This window comes from Pelagibacterium lentulum, from assembly GCF_003992625.1.
In the GTDB taxonomy this organism is placed as follows: domain Bacteria; phylum Pseudomonadota; class Alphaproteobacteria; order Rhizobiales; family Devosiaceae; genus Pelagibacterium; species Pelagibacterium lentulum.
Genome location: NZ_RZMW01000033.1, coordinates 20,503 through 36,957, shown reverse-complemented (window position 1 = coordinate 36,957; position 16,455 = coordinate 20,503). Strand labels below are relative to the sequence as shown.

Below are 16,455 nucleotides of genomic sequence, written 5' to 3'. Positions count from 1 at the left end.
CATGTCTTTATCCCGCGCTATTCCCCAAGCACAAGCACCCAATGGGTGCCATAGGCCGAGGTCTGATCGTAAACCACGGCCAGTCCGGCGCGACGGGCACTTGAAAGCGCGAGCACATCGGCGTCCGCCGGACTGTTGCGCCAACCGGAAAAAGTCTCGGCAAAGGTTTCATAACCGGCGCTCAAACGCATGGCGCGCGCACCTTGCGGCACAGATGGCGGCGTTCCGCTGCGCGCATATTGCGACGCCACCTGCGCGGCCTGGGCATCAAGAGCCGGGTCCGCCAGCAGCGCCGATGTGCCACGGGTGGCGCGGTAGGCGTTGACCAGCGAAAGCGCGGCGCCTCTATCCATCTGACTCGAAGGGCTATCGATCCGCGCGGTCAAACCCGGAGCCAACCCGCCACCACCCGAGGGAGCCATACCCGTCATGCAGCCGGAAAGTAACAATACCATAGAAAGGGCAAACACGGCAGGAACAGTCGATGAGACAGGCGCGTGAAAGATTTGGGCAGAACGCATCAGAACAATCCGGGGAACAACAATTGGAGGGAGGTCATTTATAGTTTGGAAACCAGTACCAAATTGCGGCGCATTTATTACCCTAGCGTTAACTCCAAATCCAGCAACGCGCTGCCTATATCTGATTGACAGAAAACCCATTACGAAGGGGAAATCGTTAATAAATCGTTGCCAATTGGCACGCCAATTGCCACGATTGAGTCAGAAACGGACCAAAGCTGTACCATATTGAGACAGTGTCCGGAAATGATACAGGGAAACAAGCGATGGGCGACAAAAACACAAATAAGCGTCCTTTTTCGGTACATAATCTGCCGATTGCGCTTTCCGCAGTCCGCCCGGCAACAGCGCCAGGCCGCGAGCGGTCCGGCGCAGCATTTCTGACTCAGCTTCTCGCCAATCGCGAGATTGCGCCGATGCAACCTGTCATGCGCAGCGCTGGCACGCAGGCCGATTCAGCTTACCGCAACACCGATACGCTCGATGTAAAACGCGTGCCGATGGGATATCGCAAGGCACTGGACGCCTGACGGTTCAACCCGGCATACAAGGACAAACAAAAAGGGCCGCATCCAATGCGGCCCTTTGTTTTTTGGTGAGTATGCCGGCTTATTTTGACAGTGGGCCGACCATTTTTTCAGGGCGCACTTCGGCATCAAATTCTTCGCCTGTCAAAAGCCCGAGATTAATGGCCTCTTCGCGCAGCGTCGTGCCATTCTTGTGCGCGGTCTTGGCGATCTTGGCCGCATTGTCATAGCCGATCTTGCGGTTAAGCGCGGTCACGAGCATCAGAGAATTGTTGAGATGTTCGTTGATGCGCTTGCGATCCGGCTCCAACCCGACAGCGCAATTGTCGTTGAATGACTTTGCCGCATCGGCCAGCAATCGTACCGACTGAATGAAATTGTAGGCAATGACGGGCTTGAACACATTGAGCTCGAAATTGCCCTGGCTGGCTGCAAAACCGATTGCTGCGTCATTGCCCATCACCTGGGCAACGACCATGGTCATAGCTTCGGACTGGGTGGGATTGACCTTGCCCGGCATGATCGAGGAGCCCGGTTCGTTTTCCGGAATCGTGATCTCGCCAAGCCCCGAACGTGGCCCGGATGCCAGCCAGCGCACGTCGTTGGCAATTTTCATCAATGCAGCGGCCAACTGCTTGAGCGCCCCCGAAGCGCCCACGAAAGCATCATGGCCGGCCAGAACGGCAAACTTGTTGGGCGCAGTGACGAAATATGTGTCCGACAGCGAAGCGATCTCTTCGGCGACCATCCGTGCATAGTCGGGATGCGTATTGAGCCCCGTGCCCACCGCCGTTCCGCCCAGCGCAAGTTCGCGCAGCTGACCCATTGTGGCTTCGATGGCATCGAGCCCGTAGTCGATCTGGGCTACCCAGCCCGAAATTTCCTGCCCCAAGGTCAGGGGTGTTGCATCCTGAAGATGGGTGCGGCCGATCTTAACCACATCCATGAACGCCTCGGATTTGGCTTTGAGCGTGTCGCGTAGCAATTCAACACTTGGGAACAGTCTGTCGCAAACGATCTTTACCGCGGCGATATGCATGGCGGTCGGATAGGTGTCGTTCGAGCTCTGGCTCATGTTGACATGATCGTTGGGGTGAACCGGCTTCTTGCTGCCCATCGGGCCACCGGCCAGCTCGATGGCGCGATTGGAGATCACCTCGTTGACATTCATGTTGGACTGGGTGCCCGACCCGGTCTGCCAGACCACAAGTGGAAAATGGTCGTCAAGCTTGCCTGCGATGACCTCGTCCGCCGCAGCAACGATCAGGTCTCGGGTCGCCTCATCCATCAATCCAAGCTTTGCATTGGTGATGGCCGCAGCCTTTTTGAGTATTCCGAAAGCATGGATGATTTCGATCGGCATCGTTTCACCGCCAATATCGAAATTCATCAGAGAACGCGCGGTCTGGGCTCCGTAATATTTGTCGCTGGGGACGGAAATTTCACCCATGGAATCGGTTTCGATACGCGTGCTCATTACGGTCCTCCAAAAAAGCAGTCGCTGGATCAGCGGCAAAATAAAAGGCCAGCCCTTAAATCAATAAGGACTGGCCGTAATCTTTTGGGGCAAGCCCCGTCAATGACGCTTTGGTCTAAAGCGCATGACCCAAGAACTTAGCTGTTCTTGGCCTCAAGAATCTGACGGCCGCGATACATGCCGGTCTTGAGGTCGATATGGTGCGGACGGCGCAACTCGCCGCTATCCTTGTCTTCGACATAGGCCGCATTCTTGAGCGCGTCAGCCGAACGGCGGAAACCGCGCTTCATCGGCGTCGTCTTTCGCTTGGGCACTGCCATTTTCGTTACTCCATCTGGCGACTGCATGATCGGGGGCAATTGATAACCACCGCGCCGGTCACGCGAAAACCTGTTCACAAGTGTTCGGATCGAGGCGCTCTATAACCGATCACGCCCGCCTTGGCTAGAGCAAATTGGTTTCAGGCAACGCAACAAACGCTTCCTAGACATCCCCGTACCAGTTTCTTGCCCTGATCTCGGGTCCATCGCGCCCTGCCATGAGATCGATCAAGGCCTGCGGCTCGGTTCCGATCTCATCGAATGGAAACCGGTAATGGAATGGATAAACGATTTTGGGCCTGGTTTTTTCAATGCAGGTCACAACCTGATCCGGCGTCATGGTGTAAGGCAGGTTCATCGGAAAGAACGCGACATCGACTGGGGCCAGGTCGTCCATTTCCTCGAGCGGTTCAGTATCGGACGCCAGGTACACCCGTGTCCCGGCAAAGTCGAAAAGATAGCCGTTGCCCACACCCTTTTCATGGAACTTCTGCCGTTCGGGCGTTCTGTTGTACATAGGCGTAGCCAGAATCTCGATCCCGCCAACATCGAACCGATCCCCGTTAGCCATAAGTTGCGTCTTGTCAGCGATATCGCTGGGCAATTGGTCGTAGCAGATCTTGGGCGCAACCAGTCTGGTGTCCTCGCCGACAAGAGAATCGATGGTTTCGACATCCATATGATCCTGGTGATGATGGGTCAGAACGATCAGGTTGGGTGCGTCGAGCAGCTTGTAGCGATCGGCGCGCCCCACCGGATCGCAATAGATCATCTTGCTATCCCATTCAAAGACAACCGTTGCATGATGAATGGGGATTATGACCAGCGGGCCCTTGGCGGTTTCGATTGTATCGCGATCAAACATCGTTCCTCTCCCTTTATGTTGGCGCCTGTTCAACGGGTGTACCCAGCGCTGGTTCCTCAACGATCCACCGCGCGCGATCCTTTTCAACCCATACTTCAAAAGTCCAGCACGGCGCTGCCGGATCTATGACTTGCGCAGGCAGATAGGCCAGAGCATCAAACGATAAGCCATTTGCAACGACGCGCAATTGGCCTTTCTGGTATTCATCACCTTCATAGGCATCGAGCCGCTCCATATCGGACTGGCTTAACCCTGTGATAACGATTCCGCTGGCAACGTCCTCGTCCGCCAAAATCAGTGCCGGATAAAGCTGTCCGGGATAATAAACGGTCCGATACCCTAATGCTGTGGCTGCAACCAGAGACAGACTGTCGAGACTGTGACCAAGCACGCTCTGGAGCACCTCGCGATCGCGCAGGGTGCCATAAACAAACAGCATTTCCGCATTATGGTCTGTCATTTAACAAAGTTTATCAGGCGCGCGCGGATCGGACAAACTAGGTGTTGCGACGGATAAAAGCCTGTGCCATAACGCGCGCACCAAACGACCCGCCAATTTGCCAGCCACCTGGCCGGTAAATTGCACTTCAAGACGGAGAGGTGCCGGAGTGGTCGAACGGGGCGGTCTCGAAAACCGTTGAGCGCGCAAGCGTTCCGAGGGTTCGAATCCCTCCCTCTCCGCCATACACCGGCCATTACCGCATCCAATAGCCTATGTGCCGTCGATCCACCGCACGTTTTTCATTGCTTGTGACGGCGTCCGACCGAGTTCTTTTTTGTATCGATAAAGGACGACACGGCCTGATAGCCGACCGCAAAGGCGGCTTCGCTTACACTTTGGCCACCCGACGGCAGGTCCTGCGCCGATTGAAACCGCACTTGCTGCCGCCACGCACCAAAGGACAGGTCGGCTTCCGCCTTCAATAGCCGCGCCACCATGCGTTCGCTCAAGCCGGCCTCCTCCGCCAGCACGGACAGCGGTCACCCGAAACCGCCCAGGTGCGCCCAGGGCAGGCAACCCGCCCCAGATCGAAATAGCAGATCGAAATAGCAGATCGTCAGCCAAAAGGGCGACTATGGCAACCGCATCGGGTTTGCCCTGCAAAAGACGGCGTAAGCGCGGCCCGCCTATTACCATTCTTGCCCTGTTTCGCGCCGGAAGAGGTCGCGCAGGTGGGCTTCGGCCTTGCCTTCGCTGAGGTCGGCATCAGCGCCCAGCAGCAGGCCCACCAACCCGTCGCGCATGGCCTCCAGCCGCAGGGCCGTGGCGCGCGGCGCGTCCAGCGCCCAATCGGCGCGGGAAACGCCTTCGGTCAGGATTTCGGTCAGCACATCGCGCAACTGGCTGCGGGCCGATGTCACCGCCTCGGCTATGGCTGGGTCTTGCAGGGCAAGGCCCTCTGCCTCGATCCACAGCCGCCAGAAAGGGCGTGCCTCTGGCGCAAAGCTTTCGGTGAAAAAGCGGCGCATCGCCTCGGGCGGCGTTTCCCCATCGCGCCGCATGGTATCCGCAACGCCGGCGAAAATCGCGGCCCAGGCGGTCGCACGTAGATCAGGCCAGCGGAAATAGTGGTTCAGCAGGCCCGTGCCCACGCCCGCCCGTTCGGTCACAGCACGTGTCTGAACGGTCAACAGGCCCTGCTCGATAAGCAGGGCAACGGTCGCCTCAAGGATTCGGTCCCGCTTGCTCGTGGTGGTCATGGGTGTTCCTGTTGACGTATTGAGCAATTGCTCAATATACATGTTTGAGCCATCGCTCAAGACTGGAGAATACCCGAATGCAACCTGATCGCAACCAGACCGTCGATATGGTGCGCACCGTCGCCCTGATCGGCATCGCCGTGGTCAACCTGCCCTTCATGGCGCTGCCGCCCGAGGCGATGCTGAACCTGCCCGCCTCCGGGCTGGACCGGGTGGCGGTTCTGTTCGTGGAGGGGCTGTTTCAGGCCAAATTCTTCCTGCTGTTCTCCTTCATCTTCGGCTGGGGGATGGAAATCCAGACTCTGTCGGCGCGGCGGGCGGGAGCATCCTTTACGCGGCGGTTTTCGCGGCGCCTGATGATTCTGGCGCTGTTTGGCGCATTGCATGCATTGCTGGTTTTTACCGGCGACATCCTACTGCTGTACGCGCTGCTCGGTCTTGTGGCATGGGCGCTAAAGGGGGCATCGAGCCGCAATCTGATGATCATCGCGGCGGGATTGGTGCCGGTTGCGATGCTGTGTCTGGCGCTGCTCGCCATCGTGCTTTCAGAGCTTCCTTTGTCCTCTGCCGGGCCGACCCTTGGCGGCAATTTCGCCGAGACCGTTCTGACCCGTTGGCGTGACTGGCCCGGAACCTTCGCCTTTCTGCTGCTGTTTCAGGGCCCCCTGGCGCTGGCGGCCTTTCTGGTAGGCATGGCAGCGGCACGGTCAGGGTTCTTTAAGACGGGCAATCCAGGTGCGGCACAACTGAAGCGCAAGGTGCCGATGCTGTTGGGGTTGGGTCTGTTGTTGAACGGGGCCTACGTGCTGGGCAGTCTGTCGGGCGAGATCGATCCTGTTTTCAACCTGCTGGGCATTTGCTTTCTGGCCCTGGGCGGGCCGATCCTCTCGGCGGCTTATCTGGGTCTGATCCTGCACGCCTCCCAAGCCATCCGGCTTCCCGATTGGGCAGCGCTGGCCGGGCGCAATTCGCTGAGCTGCTATGTGTCGCAGGGGGCGCTGGCGGGTCTGATCCTTGGCGGCTACGGGCTGGGCATGTACGGCAACCTCGGACAGATGGCGCTGCTGCCGGTCTCGCTGGCCGTGGCGCTTGCGTCCATGACGCTGGTCGCCGCCTTTGCCCGGCGGTTCGGCCACGGGCCGCTGGAGTTGATCTTGCGGCGCGTGACCTATGGATGAAAGGTCAGTAACCTCAATGCGCAAAACTCGCACCTCAAATTTGCAGGGTTATGGCGTAGATGTAATTTCCCGGCTTGGCCGTCTTCGGCCCGCCATACATACCAACCAGTGAACTGAAAATCGGTTCAATCGTGAATGCGGCTGCGCAAGATCCTTGTAACCTTTCTACAATTGTGCGGGCCGATCGAAAACGCAGCCTGCGTGTGACGAAAACTGCTGGGCACGCGCCTGCACGATACTGGCCACCCTACGCAATCCCGGCGTGGGGCTTGCCGGATTGCGCACATGTGGATTGGGCAAGGTCACGGCAAGCAGACTCGCTCGCTCCCATGTGAAACTTTCAGCACTTGTGCCAAAGGCCCGTTGGGCACCCGCCTCAATGCCGAACGTGCCTTCGGGCCCCCACTCGGCAATATTGAGATAGATTTCAAATATGCGCTGCTTGGGCAGAACCAGATCGATATAGAGCGCAAGTGGTACTTCGAGCCCCTTGCGCACGATTGAGCGGGAATTGTTTAAGAACAGATTGCGGGCGACCTGCATGGTAATGGTGGACGCGCCGCGCGCCGTCTCACCCTGACGCCAATTCTGAAATTCAGCGCGGAATGCGCCCCAATCCACACCATTATGGCGACAGAACTGCCCGTCTTCAGAAAGGATGACGGCCGTCTTCAGCCTATCGGAAATCTCATCGATATCGCGCCAGGTGCGCGTTACGGGCTGGCCAGTGACGTAACGTCCCAGCATCAGCGTTGAAACCGGCGGCACCACCCAATAAACCGGCACCAGAACCAATGGTAGGGCAACGACAAAAACGAGAAAGATCAAGGGTAGCTTGATCCATAGCCATCTGCCTTTTCTGCTGCGTCCGCCCCGTGCCACGCCATTCCCTTGCACTAAATTCTCTTGCCTTTGTGCCCAAAGCGCGCTTGTAGAACGCCAGCGAACCTTTTAGCAAACGTCTTATGACCCAATCGCTTCTTTCCCAAGCCATTGCCGATTACGCGCAACAGACCGAAACATTTCTTGCGTCAAGGCTGGCCGGTCTTGCCGCCCCCCACAGGCTCGTGTCTGCCATGCGGCACGGCAGTCTGAACGGGGGCAAACGCCTTCGCCCCCTTCTGGTTCGGCAAAGCGCCGCGCTTTTCGGCGTTGCACCTGAAAAAAGTCTGGCAACCGGCGCCGCGCTTGAGCTTGTGCATTGCTATTCGCTGGTCCATGACGATCTGCCTGATATGGACAACGACGAAATGCGACGCGGCAAGCCTACGGTCTGGAAAGCCTTCGATCCGGCGCTGGCGATCCTTGCGGGCGACGCATTGCTGACGGAAGCCTTTGCACTCCTGTCCGATCCGCAAACCCATCCCGACCCCGCCATTCGCGCGGAACTTGTGGCTGCGCTTTCGCTCGGCGCGCGCCAGATGGTCGAAGGGCAAGTGCTCGACATCGAAGGTGAAACCGCTGCGCTCGACGAGGAAGCCATTTTCAAGATGCAGGCGCTCAAGACCGGCGCGCTGATCCGCACCGGCGCTGAGATGGGCGCAATCTTAGGACAGGCCGACCACAAGCAACGCGCCGAATTGCTCCGTTACGGCGTTTCAGCCGGCCTTGCGTTTCAGATTGCCGACGACATTCTGGACGTAACGGCATCAAGCGCTCAATTGGGCAAGACGGCGGGCAAGGATGCCGCCCAGAACAAATCAACGATCGTTGCGCTGCGCGGTATCGATGCGGCGCGCGAAATTCTCAATGGCGCCGTGGCTCAAGGCCTTCAGGCACTTGAACAATTTGGTACTGAAGCCGATATGTTGCGGGCTCTTATCCGCCACTTCGCAACGCGAGAAAACTGAATGTTCGATCTGCCCGTTCATCTACCTCCCGTCCCCACGCTGGAGACCGAACGCCTCCGTTTGCGCGGCCATAGGGCCGGGGACTTTGCCGCCGTCCACGCGCTCTGGGCCGATCCGAAGGTTGTGCAATTGATAACCGGCAAGCCCTCGACGGAAATGGAATCCCAGATTCGCCTCCTGCGCTATATCGGCCATTGGGCCGCCTATGGATTTGGCTATTGGGTCGTCGAAGAAAAACACAATGACGCCTTTGTCGGCGATGTGGGTTTTGGCGCGCTTATGCGCGATATGGAACCGTCCGTTTCCGGCATGCCTGAAATCGGCTGGGTGCTCTCCCCGGACCATCACGGAAAAGGCTATGCGACCGAAGCGGCGCGCGCGGCAGTTCAATGGGCCGATGAAAACATAACGGGTGTATCGACCTTCTGCATCTTCCATCCAGACAATCCAGGCTCGATCCGCGTTGCAGAAAAACTCGGCTACAGCTACTGGCAGACGGCGCAATATATGGGTGGTGATACGCCGGTCTATCGGCGCAGCGCATCGCGCACATAGTGCAGCGCCGCTAAAAAGATCGGGTGCCAATCCCTGTCTGGCTCTGCATCCAGCCGATGCCAGAAAAAAGCGAAATCATGTCCACCGTCATCTGCGCATCTGTGTATCCAACGCTCGGGTAGGTTGTCCGCGTGTACGATTACAAAATGCCAGTGCTGTCCGGCCGCAATGGCTGTACTTGTGCCGAGAACTCGTACGGCCTGAACCGCAGCTATGCCCGCTTCCTCGTGCAATTCGCGCAGTGCGGCTGCCGTGACTAACTCGCCCGCCTCGATTGTCCCTTTGACCAATTGTACGCCAGCACGCGGATGCCGGAAAACGAGCAGGTGCGATATGTCGTCATCGGCACGCAGGACAACAGGGCAAACCTTTCCGACCAGCATCACTCCGCAGCGCTTGCCTTGCCGCGCCCGAACCTGTTCTCGATATAGTCCGCAACCATCTTCTTGAACTGGTCGGCCACATCGGCACCTTTGAGCGTTGCCACTTTTTCCCCCTCGATAAACACCGGCGCCGATGGCGCCTCGCCTGTACCGGGCAGCGAAATGCCGATATCGGCATGTTTGCTCTCTCCCGGCCCATTAACGATACAGCCCATCACCGCAACGCTCATGGCTTCAACGCCAGGATATTTCTCGCGCCATTCAGGCATTGAGGACGACAGGTGATCCTGGATGTCCTTGGCCAGCGTCTGGAAGGTCGTTGACGTCGTGCGCCCGCAGCCCGGACATGCTGCCACCACCGGAACGAACTGCCGGAAACCCATGGTCTGCAAAAGTTCTTGCGCCACTTTGACTTCCAGCGTCCGATCCCCGCCCGGCTCGGGGGTCAATGAAATGCGGATCGTGTCGCCAATGCCCTGCTGAAGCAGAATGCCCATCGCCGCTGAGGACGCCACGATGCCCTTTGAGCCCATCCCTGCTTCGGTCAGCCCAAGATGCAGCGCATAATCGCAGCGCGCGGCAAGATCCTGATAAACTGAAATCAGTTGCTGAACGTCGGAAACCTTGGTGGACAGAATGATCTTGTCCCGCCCCATGCCCAATTCTTCTGCGCGCCTGGCCGAAAGAATGCCTGAACGGATGATTGCCTCGCGCTGCACATGCGCCGCGCTCCAGGGTTCGGCGCGGCCTGCGTTTTCGTCCATCAGTGCGGTCAGCAACTCCTGATCCAGCGATCCCCAATTGACCCCGATACGCACCGGCTTGTCGTGTTTGAGCGCAATCTCGATCATTTGCGAGAACTGCTTGTCGCGCTTGTCCTTGAAACCGACATTGCCCGGATTGATCCGGTATTTGGCCAGCGCCTCGGCACAGGCCGGATGATCGGCCAGAAGTTTGTGCCCGATATAGTGGAAATCGCCCACCAACGGCACATCGACACCCAAGACCATCAACCGGTCGCGAATATGGGGCACGGCCGCTGCCGCTTCATCCCTGTCCACGGTAATGCGCACGATCTCAGAACCGGCCCGCGCCAGGGCTGCGACCTGCCGCACCGTCGCGTCGATATCGGCAGTATCGGTATTGGTCATCGACTGCACAACAACCGGCGCACCGCCGCCGACCGTAACGCCGCCGACATTGACCCCGACCGTAGCTTTGCGCTGCGCTGGACCGGCCATTGCAAACTCACCTTCCGCTTTCGTGTGCCACACATAAGCCCAACGGAATGCCAGTGCAACGCATCGCCCCTTGAATGCGGCGACACGACACCCATCTAATCCCCATGATCAGACGATTTGCTTCCCTTTTGCTGCCTCGCTTCCTGCGGTTCCGCAAGGAAATAGTAGTGCTTTGGCGTGCTTTCTGGATCCCAACCACCCCTCTGTATCTCAAGATCGCGGCAATCGGCGCTGCGCTCTATCTTGTCTGGCCGATGGATTTGATCCCCGACTTCATCCCGATTTTGGGCTGGCTCGACGATATCGTCATCATACCGCTGATCGTAGCCTGGATTGTGTCGCGCCTGCCCCGCGAAGATGCCGCTCACTCTGCTAAAGGTCCGGTAATCGATGGCACGGCACGACGAATCTAGTCGGCCAACTCAAACGGGAACCTTTTGGCCTTCACAAGTATTTTAACGAAGTAAGACACTGTGAGGGTTTCTCAAAATGGCACTTTCAACAATTTTACTGATTGTTCTGATTTTACTTTTGATCGGCGCATTGCCCACTTGGGGCTATTCCCGTGCCTGGGGCTATGGCCCGACCGGAATTTTGGGCGTCATCCTGATTATCATTTTGATCTTGATGCTAATGGGACGGATATAACGCGCATCCATCAAAGAGTGAAAACTCTATGATCCGACAAATTGCTCCTGAAATGCAAAAGGCCCGCTCAAGCACCGAGCGGGCCTTTCCTTTATCTTCGCTATGCGATCGGCCTATTCCATCCGCACCAGCAGATCTTTCGCATCGATCTGATCGCCCGGTTTGACCAGCACCTCAGCGACAACCCCATCGGCTTCCGCGTGAATGGCCGTCTCCATTTTCATGGCTTCGATTGAGAGCAAAACATCGCCAGCCGTGATTTTTTGTCCCGCCTGCACGGCCAGGGTTGAAATCACGCCGGGCATGGGCGCACCGATCTGCTTGGCATCGCCAGGGGCGGCCTTTGGCCGAACCAGAACCTCACCTGCCTTGAGTCTGTCGGGCACCGATACGGTGCGGGGCTGGCCATTGAGGTCGAAGAACACCTTGACGCGCCCTTTTTCGTCGGTCTCGGAGCGCCCCAGATATTGAACGACGATGGTCTTGCCTTTTTCCAGATCGACAAGAATTTCGTCAGCAGGATTGAGACCGTAAAAATAGACCGGCGTGGGCAGCACCTCGGTCGGCCCATACATGTCCTGCGCCTTGGCGAACTCGGCAAAAACCTTGGGATACATCAGGTACGAGGCAAAACGGTAATCATCCAGCACAAAGCCCGCGGCCTCCTCGGCCTTGTTGCGCTCGGCATCGAGATCGGCAGCCTTGAGATACGCACCTGGCCGCTCGGTCATCGACGCTTTGCCCTTGAGGACTTTCTTTTGCAGCTTTGCAGGAAAGCCTCCCGGCGGCTGGCCCAGATCGCCAGCAAAGAACCCAACGACCGAATCTGGGAACGATATCTCCTTATCCGGGTTCTCGACATCGGCCCGCGTCAGCCCCGATGAGACCATGGCCAGCGCCATGTCACCCACCACCTTGGAGCTTGGCGTGACCTTGACGATATCGCCGAACATCTGATTGACGTCGGCATAGGTTTGCGCAACCTCGTGCCAACGGGTTTCCAGCCCCATCGAGCGGGCTTGCTCCTTGAGATTGGTGAACTGCCCGCCGGGCATTTCATGGAGATAGACTTCTGAAGCACCGCCCTTGAGATCGGATTCAAAGGCCCGGTACTGGGTGCGCACCGCCTCCCAATAAAATGAGATTTCCCGGATCACCTTCGCGTCCAGTTGGGGGTCGCGTTCGGTGCCGGCCAGAGCGGCGACGAGCGATCCGAGTGTCGGCTGGCTGGTCGTGCCTGAAAATGCGTCCATCGCCGCATCGACCGCATCGACACCGACCTCGCACGCCGCCAGAACCGTCGCGGCAGCGGCGCCAGAAGTATCGTGGGTATGGAAATGGATCGGCAACCCGATCTCTTGCTTGAGGGTCGAAATCAACTTGCGCGCCGCCGCAGGCTTCATCAGCCCGGCCATGTCCTTGATGCCCAGCACATGCGCGCCGGCGGCCTCAAGTTCCTTTGCCAGCGCCACATAATATTTGAGATCGTACTTGGCCCGGTTGGGGTCGAGCATATCGCCGGTATAACAGACGACGCCTTCACAGACCTTGCCAGCCGCGTTGACCGCATCCATGGCCACGCGCATGTTCTCAACCCAGTTGAGACAATCGAACACGCGGAAAACATCCACCCCGCCTTCAGCGGCCTTGTGAACGAAGAACTTGACCACATTGTCGGGATAGTTGGTGTAACCGACCCCATTCGCCCCGCGCAAAAGCATCTGTGTCAGGATGTTGGGCGCTTCCTCACGCACCTTCCTGAGCCGGTCCCAAGGGTCTTCATTCAAGAACCGCATGGCGACGTCGAACGTCGCCCCGCCCCAGCATTCAAGCGAAAACAGATTGGGCAGACCCCGACCATAGGCCTTTGCGATGGCAGCGATGTCATAGGTGCGCATACGCGTTGCGAGCAGGCTTTGGTGCCCGTCACGCATGGTCGTATCGGTAAACAGCACCCGGTTCTGCGCCTTCATCCAGTCGGCAAGCCCCTTGGGCCCTTCCCGGTCGAGCACCTGCCTGCTGCCCTCGATCACCGCGAGCGGCGGATAATCGGGCACAACGGGCGCTGCCGCATGGGCAGGCGGCCTGGGCCGGTCACGCACTTCCGGATGCCCGTTGACGGTCACGTCGGCGATATAGGTCAAAAGCTTGGTCGCCCGGTCCTTACGCTTGGGAATATCGAACAACTCGGGCGTCGTATCGATGAACCGCGTCGTATAGGTGTTGTTGCGAAACGCGGGGTGCGAAATGATATTTTCCAAAAACGCCAGATTGGTCGAAACCCCGCGGATGCGGAATTCGCGGAGCGCACGATCCATGCGCGCGATCGTCTCCTCGGGCGTGGGCGCCCAGGTCGTCACCTTCTCGAGCAGAGGATCGTAATAACGGGTGATGACCGCTCCAGAATAGGCGGTCCCGCCGTCGAGCCTGACCCCGAAACCGGTCGCGCCGCGATAGGCAGTGATCCGGCCATAATCGGGGATGAAATTTTCTTCCGGATCTTCGGTCGTCACCCGGCATTGCAGCGCATGGCCGTTGAGCCGGATGTTCTCTTGTACCGGCACGCCCGATTCCGGCGTTCCGATCACCGCTCCATCCATCACCCGGATCTGCGCCTTGACAATATCGATACCCGTCACCTCCTCGGTGACCGTATGCTCGACCTGGATGCGGGGATTGACCTCGATGAAATAGAATTCATCGGTCTCGGCATCCATCAGGAACTCGACGGTGCCCGCACAGCGGTAATTGGCTTCATTGCCCAGCTTCAGCGCGGCCTCAGTCAGTGCCTTGCGGGTGTTCTCATTGAGATAGGGCGCGGGTGCGCGCTCGACCACCTTCTGGTTGCGCCGCTGCACCGAACAATCGCGCTCAAAAAGATGGACCAGATTACCGTGGTCGTCGCCAAGCAATTGAACCTCGACATGCCGGGCCTTTTCGACAAGCTTTTCGAGATACATCTCGTCCTTGCCGAAAGCGGCCTTGGCCTCGCGCTTGCCTTCGGACACCTCGTGGCGCAGTTCCTTTGACGAATTGATCCGGCGCATGCCGCGTCCGCCCCCGCCCCAGCTCGCCTTGAGCATCAGCGGATAACCGATCGCTTCCGCCATCTTTTCGACCTCATTGAGATCGTCGGGAAGCGGTTCGGTCGCCGGCACCACAGGCACCCCGGCCTTGATCGCCATGTTGCGCGCCGCAACCTTGTTGCCAAGATCGCGCATGGTCTGCGCCCGCGGGCCGATGAAAACGATCCCTGCATCGGCACAGGCATCGGCAAATTCCGGGCTTTCCGACAAAAGGCCATAACCGGGATGGATCGCGTCGGCACCCGAAATCCGGGCAACGCGGATATACTCATCGATCTGAAGGTAGGCCTCGACCGGCCCCTTGCCCTGCCCGATCAGATAGGCCTCGTCAGCCTTGAACCTGTGCAGCGCAAGCCTGTCTTCCTCGGCAAAGACCGCGACGGTTTTCAGTCCTAGTTCATTGGCTGCACGAAAAACACGAATTGCAATTTCGCTGCGATTGGCGACAAGGATTTTCTTGATCGTCATAGACCCACCCTATGTTTGCGCCCGGCCGCGCGAAAAAAAACTTTCCGCACCCTCCTGCCGAAGCGATGACATTACTATGAGAAATCTTACGGCCAGCAGGCAACCCGCGTCGAGCGGCCCGCGTGCAGACGTGCTATGCGTTAATCCAGTGGCTTGTCCAGATGCCCGGCAAGATGGCTCATGTCGTAACCGGCCTTGGCTGCGGCGGAAATGATCTCGCCGGCTTGCATCGTGCCTGCCTGGGACAGGGCCCATAGGGTTGTCGAACGCGTGCCCGAGCGGCAATAGCACAAAACCGGCCCCTCGCTCTCATCGATAATGTCACGGGTGGCCGCCACCATATGCGTGCTTACCCCTTCCCGGCCCATCGGTATTTCGAAATAGCGCAACCCCGCCTCTTGCGCGGCTTGCGCAATCTGTGCGCCATCGGGTTGATCTGGCGCTTCTCCATCGGGACGATTGTTAACGATGGCGACAAAGCCGGCAGCCTTGATCTGCGCTACATCTTCGGGCTGAATCTGACCAGCCACACTCACCTTGTCGTTGATCTTCTTGATTTCCAAGAACGCTTCTCCCGCCTGAGCATCATTTGCGCTCTTATACGCATCACTTGGTCCGTTGGGCAACTCGGCGCGTGAAAATTGGGCCCATAATCGCTTCTATTGCGCCTGCCCAACCCATTCGCGCCAAATCCCCTCATGCGAATCCACGAAATGGCGCGCGGCCTGTTCCGCATCCCAATCGTTTTCCGCCTGCAAAGCCAAAAGCCGGTTCATTTCATCAAGTGGAAAGACCGCTCTGGCGAAATAACCCGCGATTTGCGGCGCATCGGCAAAGACCCATTCCGCCAGTCCGATGACAACCGTATCGGCGGCAAATGAGGAAGGCCCGAAGGGCACACAATTGGCCAGAGCAATGCATTGCGCGTTGCCGTGATCGAACGGCCCCATATCGAGCGCGATAAGATCGAACCGATCGATAAGCCCGTTTGGCTGCCAGTAATAAACGAGAATAGGCGCCCTCTGGCTGGCCGCATCGGCGATCATGCGATCGAGCGTAAACCGATCTGCTGGCTCGGTGACCTCGAACCGATTGTCGATTCCATAGCCAGTAAGTAAATTGCGGTTCAAAAGCGCGCAGGCCCAATCGGGCGGACAGGAAACCAGTACCCCCCGCTCCCCGCCTTCAGGCGCAAAGACCCGCCAATAGTCGTCAAGATCTTCTGCCGCAACGAGCCCAGGATGGTTGTCACGCACATAAGAGGGAATAAACCAGCCCTCGAGATTCTGCTCGGAAAAGACGGGGCCTGCAGCCCGCACGCTCTGCGCGCGCAGCGCACCGTTCCACAAGTCGGGTACCCGGGACACCCAAAGCTCCGGTGCGACTGCGGGCCGCCCGGTTGTTGTCATGGAAGAAATGGTGCCCGAAGGGTCGCCAGTTACCAGCCGGGTCGGGCAATCGAAATGCTCGGTCAGGATAATGGCATGGATATTGGCGAGAATGGCGGCGGAAGGCCAGGCCATCTGGGCAATGGTAAACTCGTCCGGCGCGCAGACATTAACCGGCTTGTCAGCCTCGACACTCACCTCCTCGAACGATTGCATCGGCTCAAGAACCTGCATCTGCGCCAAGGCT

Annotated in this window: 19 protein-coding genes and 1 tRNA gene; 7 read left to right on the top strand and 13 right to left on the bottom strand. The window is 58.3% G+C overall.

All coding sequences use genetic code 11. The annotated features are described in order from the left end of the window. Positions 1-17: 17 nt before the first annotated feature. Positions 18-521 carry a CAP domain-containing protein gene (locus EO133_RS09770; RefSeq protein ID WP_164734963.1) on the bottom strand — a complete coding sequence of 168 codons (504 nt, stop codon included), beginning with the start codon at positions 519-521 and terminating at the stop codon, positions 18-20. A gap of 266 nt (positions 522-787) precedes the next feature. Between EO133_RS09770 and EO133_RS09765 the strand changes: the two genes are divergently transcribed. Then, positions 788-1,051 (top strand): hypothetical protein, encoded by a 264-nt coding sequence (locus tag EO133_RS09765; RefSeq protein WP_127072466.1) that lies wholly within the window; start codon positions 788-790, stop codon positions 1,049-1,051. A gap of 79 nt (positions 1,052-1,130) precedes the next feature. Here EO133_RS09765 and fumC read toward each other — a convergent pair whose 3' ends face one another. The 4 genes from fumC to EO133_RS09745 all read right to left on the bottom strand — a co-directional run bounded on the left by fumC (position 1,131) and on the right by EO133_RS09745 (position 4,170). Further along, positions 1,131-2,525, bottom strand: coding sequence for a class II fumarate hydratase (gene fumC, locus EO133_RS09760; protein ID WP_127072465.1), 1,395 nt, complete (start codon positions 2,523-2,525; stop codon positions 1,131-1,133). A gap of 137 nt (positions 2,526-2,662) precedes the next feature. Beyond that, a complete protein-coding gene (rpmF, locus tag EO133_RS09755; RefSeq protein WP_127072464.1) occupies positions 2,663-2,845 on the bottom strand; it encodes a 50S ribosomal protein L32 in 183 nt (60 codons plus the stop codon). A gap of 163 nt (positions 2,846-3,008) precedes the next feature. Next, positions 3,009-3,710, bottom strand: coding sequence for an MBL fold metallo-hydrolase (locus EO133_RS09750; protein WP_127072463.1), 702 nt, complete (start codon positions 3,708-3,710; stop codon positions 3,009-3,011). 13 nt (positions 3,711-3,723) lie between these two features. Then, positions 3,724-4,170 carry a gamma-glutamylcyclotransferase family protein gene (locus EO133_RS09745; RefSeq protein ID WP_127072462.1) on the bottom strand — a complete coding sequence of 149 codons (447 nt, stop codon included), beginning with the start codon at positions 4,168-4,170 and terminating at the stop codon, positions 3,724-3,726. Between the two features lie 134 nt (positions 4,171-4,304). Between EO133_RS09745 and EO133_RS09740 the strand changes: the two genes are divergently transcribed. After that, positions 4,305-4,394: transfer RNA gene (locus EO133_RS09740), tRNA-Ser, on the top strand. Between the two features lie 57 nt (positions 4,395-4,451). On the opposite strand, the gene EO133_RS09735 is transcribed toward EO133_RS09740, so the two are convergent. Together EO133_RS09735 and EO133_RS09730 are read right to left on the bottom strand one after the other, a co-directional pair. Further along, positions 4,452-4,682 carry a helix-turn-helix domain-containing protein gene (locus EO133_RS09735; RefSeq protein ID WP_280516071.1) on the bottom strand — a complete coding sequence of 77 codons (231 nt, stop codon included), beginning with the start codon at positions 4,680-4,682 and terminating at the stop codon, positions 4,452-4,454. Between the two features lie 159 nt (positions 4,683-4,841). Further along, a complete protein-coding gene (locus EO133_RS09730; RefSeq protein WP_127072460.1) occupies positions 4,842-5,411 on the bottom strand; it encodes a TetR/AcrR family transcriptional regulator in 570 nt (189 codons plus the stop codon). 77 nt (positions 5,412-5,488) lie between these two features. On the opposite strand from EO133_RS09730, the gene EO133_RS09725 reads away from it, so the two are divergent. Further along, positions 5,489-6,589: a DUF418 domain-containing protein gene (locus EO133_RS09725; protein WP_127072459.1), complete on the top strand. Its 1,101-nt coding sequence runs from the start codon at positions 5,489-5,491 to the stop codon at positions 6,587-6,589. Positions 6,590-6,754: 165 nt separating this feature from the next. On the opposite strand, the gene EO133_RS09720 is transcribed toward EO133_RS09725, so the two are convergent. Then, positions 6,755-7,417, bottom strand: coding sequence for a biosynthetic peptidoglycan transglycosylase (locus EO133_RS09720; protein WP_371870873.1), 663 nt, complete (start codon positions 7,415-7,417; stop codon positions 6,755-6,757). Between the two features lie 137 nt (positions 7,418-7,554). Here EO133_RS09720 and EO133_RS09715 point away from each other — a divergent pair, with 137 nt between their 5' ends. Both EO133_RS09715 and EO133_RS09710 read left to right on the top strand, forming a co-directional pair. After that, entirely contained in the window at positions 7,555-8,439 is an 885-nt protein-coding gene (locus tag EO133_RS09715) for a polyprenyl synthetase family protein (protein ID WP_127072458.1), read from the top strand. After that, entirely contained in the window at positions 8,440-8,994 is a 555-nt protein-coding gene (locus EO133_RS09710; RefSeq protein ID WP_127072457.1) for a GNAT family N-acetyltransferase, read from the top strand. On the opposite strand, the gene EO133_RS09705 is transcribed toward EO133_RS09710, so the two are convergent. Then, positions 8,967-9,377, bottom strand: a complete 411-nt coding sequence (locus tag EO133_RS09705; RefSeq protein ID WP_127072456.1) for an NUDIX hydrolase — start codon at positions 9,375-9,377, stop codon at positions 8,967-8,969. The two genes, EO133_RS09710 and EO133_RS09705, sit on opposite strands and share 28 nt — an antisense overlap. Continuing rightward, a complete protein-coding gene (ispG, locus tag EO133_RS09700; RefSeq protein ID WP_127072455.1) occupies positions 9,377-10,618 on the bottom strand; it encodes a flavodoxin-dependent (E)-4-hydroxy-3-methylbut-2-enyl-diphosphate synthase in 1,242 nt (413 codons plus the stop codon). Before ispG ends, EO133_RS09705 begins: the two co-directional genes overlap by 1 nt. A gap of 167 nt (positions 10,619-10,785) precedes the next feature. Here ispG and EO133_RS09695 point away from each other — a divergent pair, with 167 nt between their 5' ends. Together EO133_RS09695 and EO133_RS09690 are read left to right on the top strand one after the other, a co-directional pair. Further along, positions 10,786-11,031, top strand: a complete 246-nt coding sequence (locus EO133_RS09695) for a YkvA family protein (protein ID WP_244640543.1) — start codon at positions 10,786-10,788, stop codon at positions 11,029-11,031. A 76-nt stretch (positions 11,032-11,107) separates the two neighbouring features. Continuing rightward, on the top strand, positions 11,108-11,266 hold the full coding sequence (locus EO133_RS09690) for a DUF3309 family protein (protein ID WP_127072453.1): 159 nt from the start codon (positions 11,108-11,110) through the stop codon (positions 11,264-11,266). A 113-nt stretch (positions 11,267-11,379) separates the two neighbouring features. Here EO133_RS09690 and pyc read toward each other — a convergent pair whose 3' ends face one another. From pyc to EO133_RS09675, 3 genes are all read right to left on the bottom strand, one after another. Beyond that, on the bottom strand, positions 11,380-14,820 hold the full coding sequence (gene pyc, locus EO133_RS09685) for a pyruvate carboxylase (RefSeq protein WP_127072452.1): 3,441 nt from the start codon (positions 14,818-14,820) through the stop codon (positions 11,380-11,382). 140 nt (positions 14,821-14,960) lie between these two features. Next, positions 14,961-15,383 (bottom strand): protein tyrosine phosphatase family protein, encoded by a 423-nt coding sequence (locus EO133_RS09680; RefSeq protein WP_127072451.1) that lies wholly within the window; start codon positions 15,381-15,383, stop codon positions 14,961-14,963. 96 nt (positions 15,384-15,479) lie between these two features. After that, positions 15,480-16,442, bottom strand: a complete 963-nt coding sequence (locus tag EO133_RS09675) for a glycine betaine ABC transporter substrate-binding protein (RefSeq protein WP_164734962.1) — start codon at positions 16,440-16,442, stop codon at positions 15,480-15,482. Positions 16,443-16,455 lie beyond the last annotated feature (13 nt).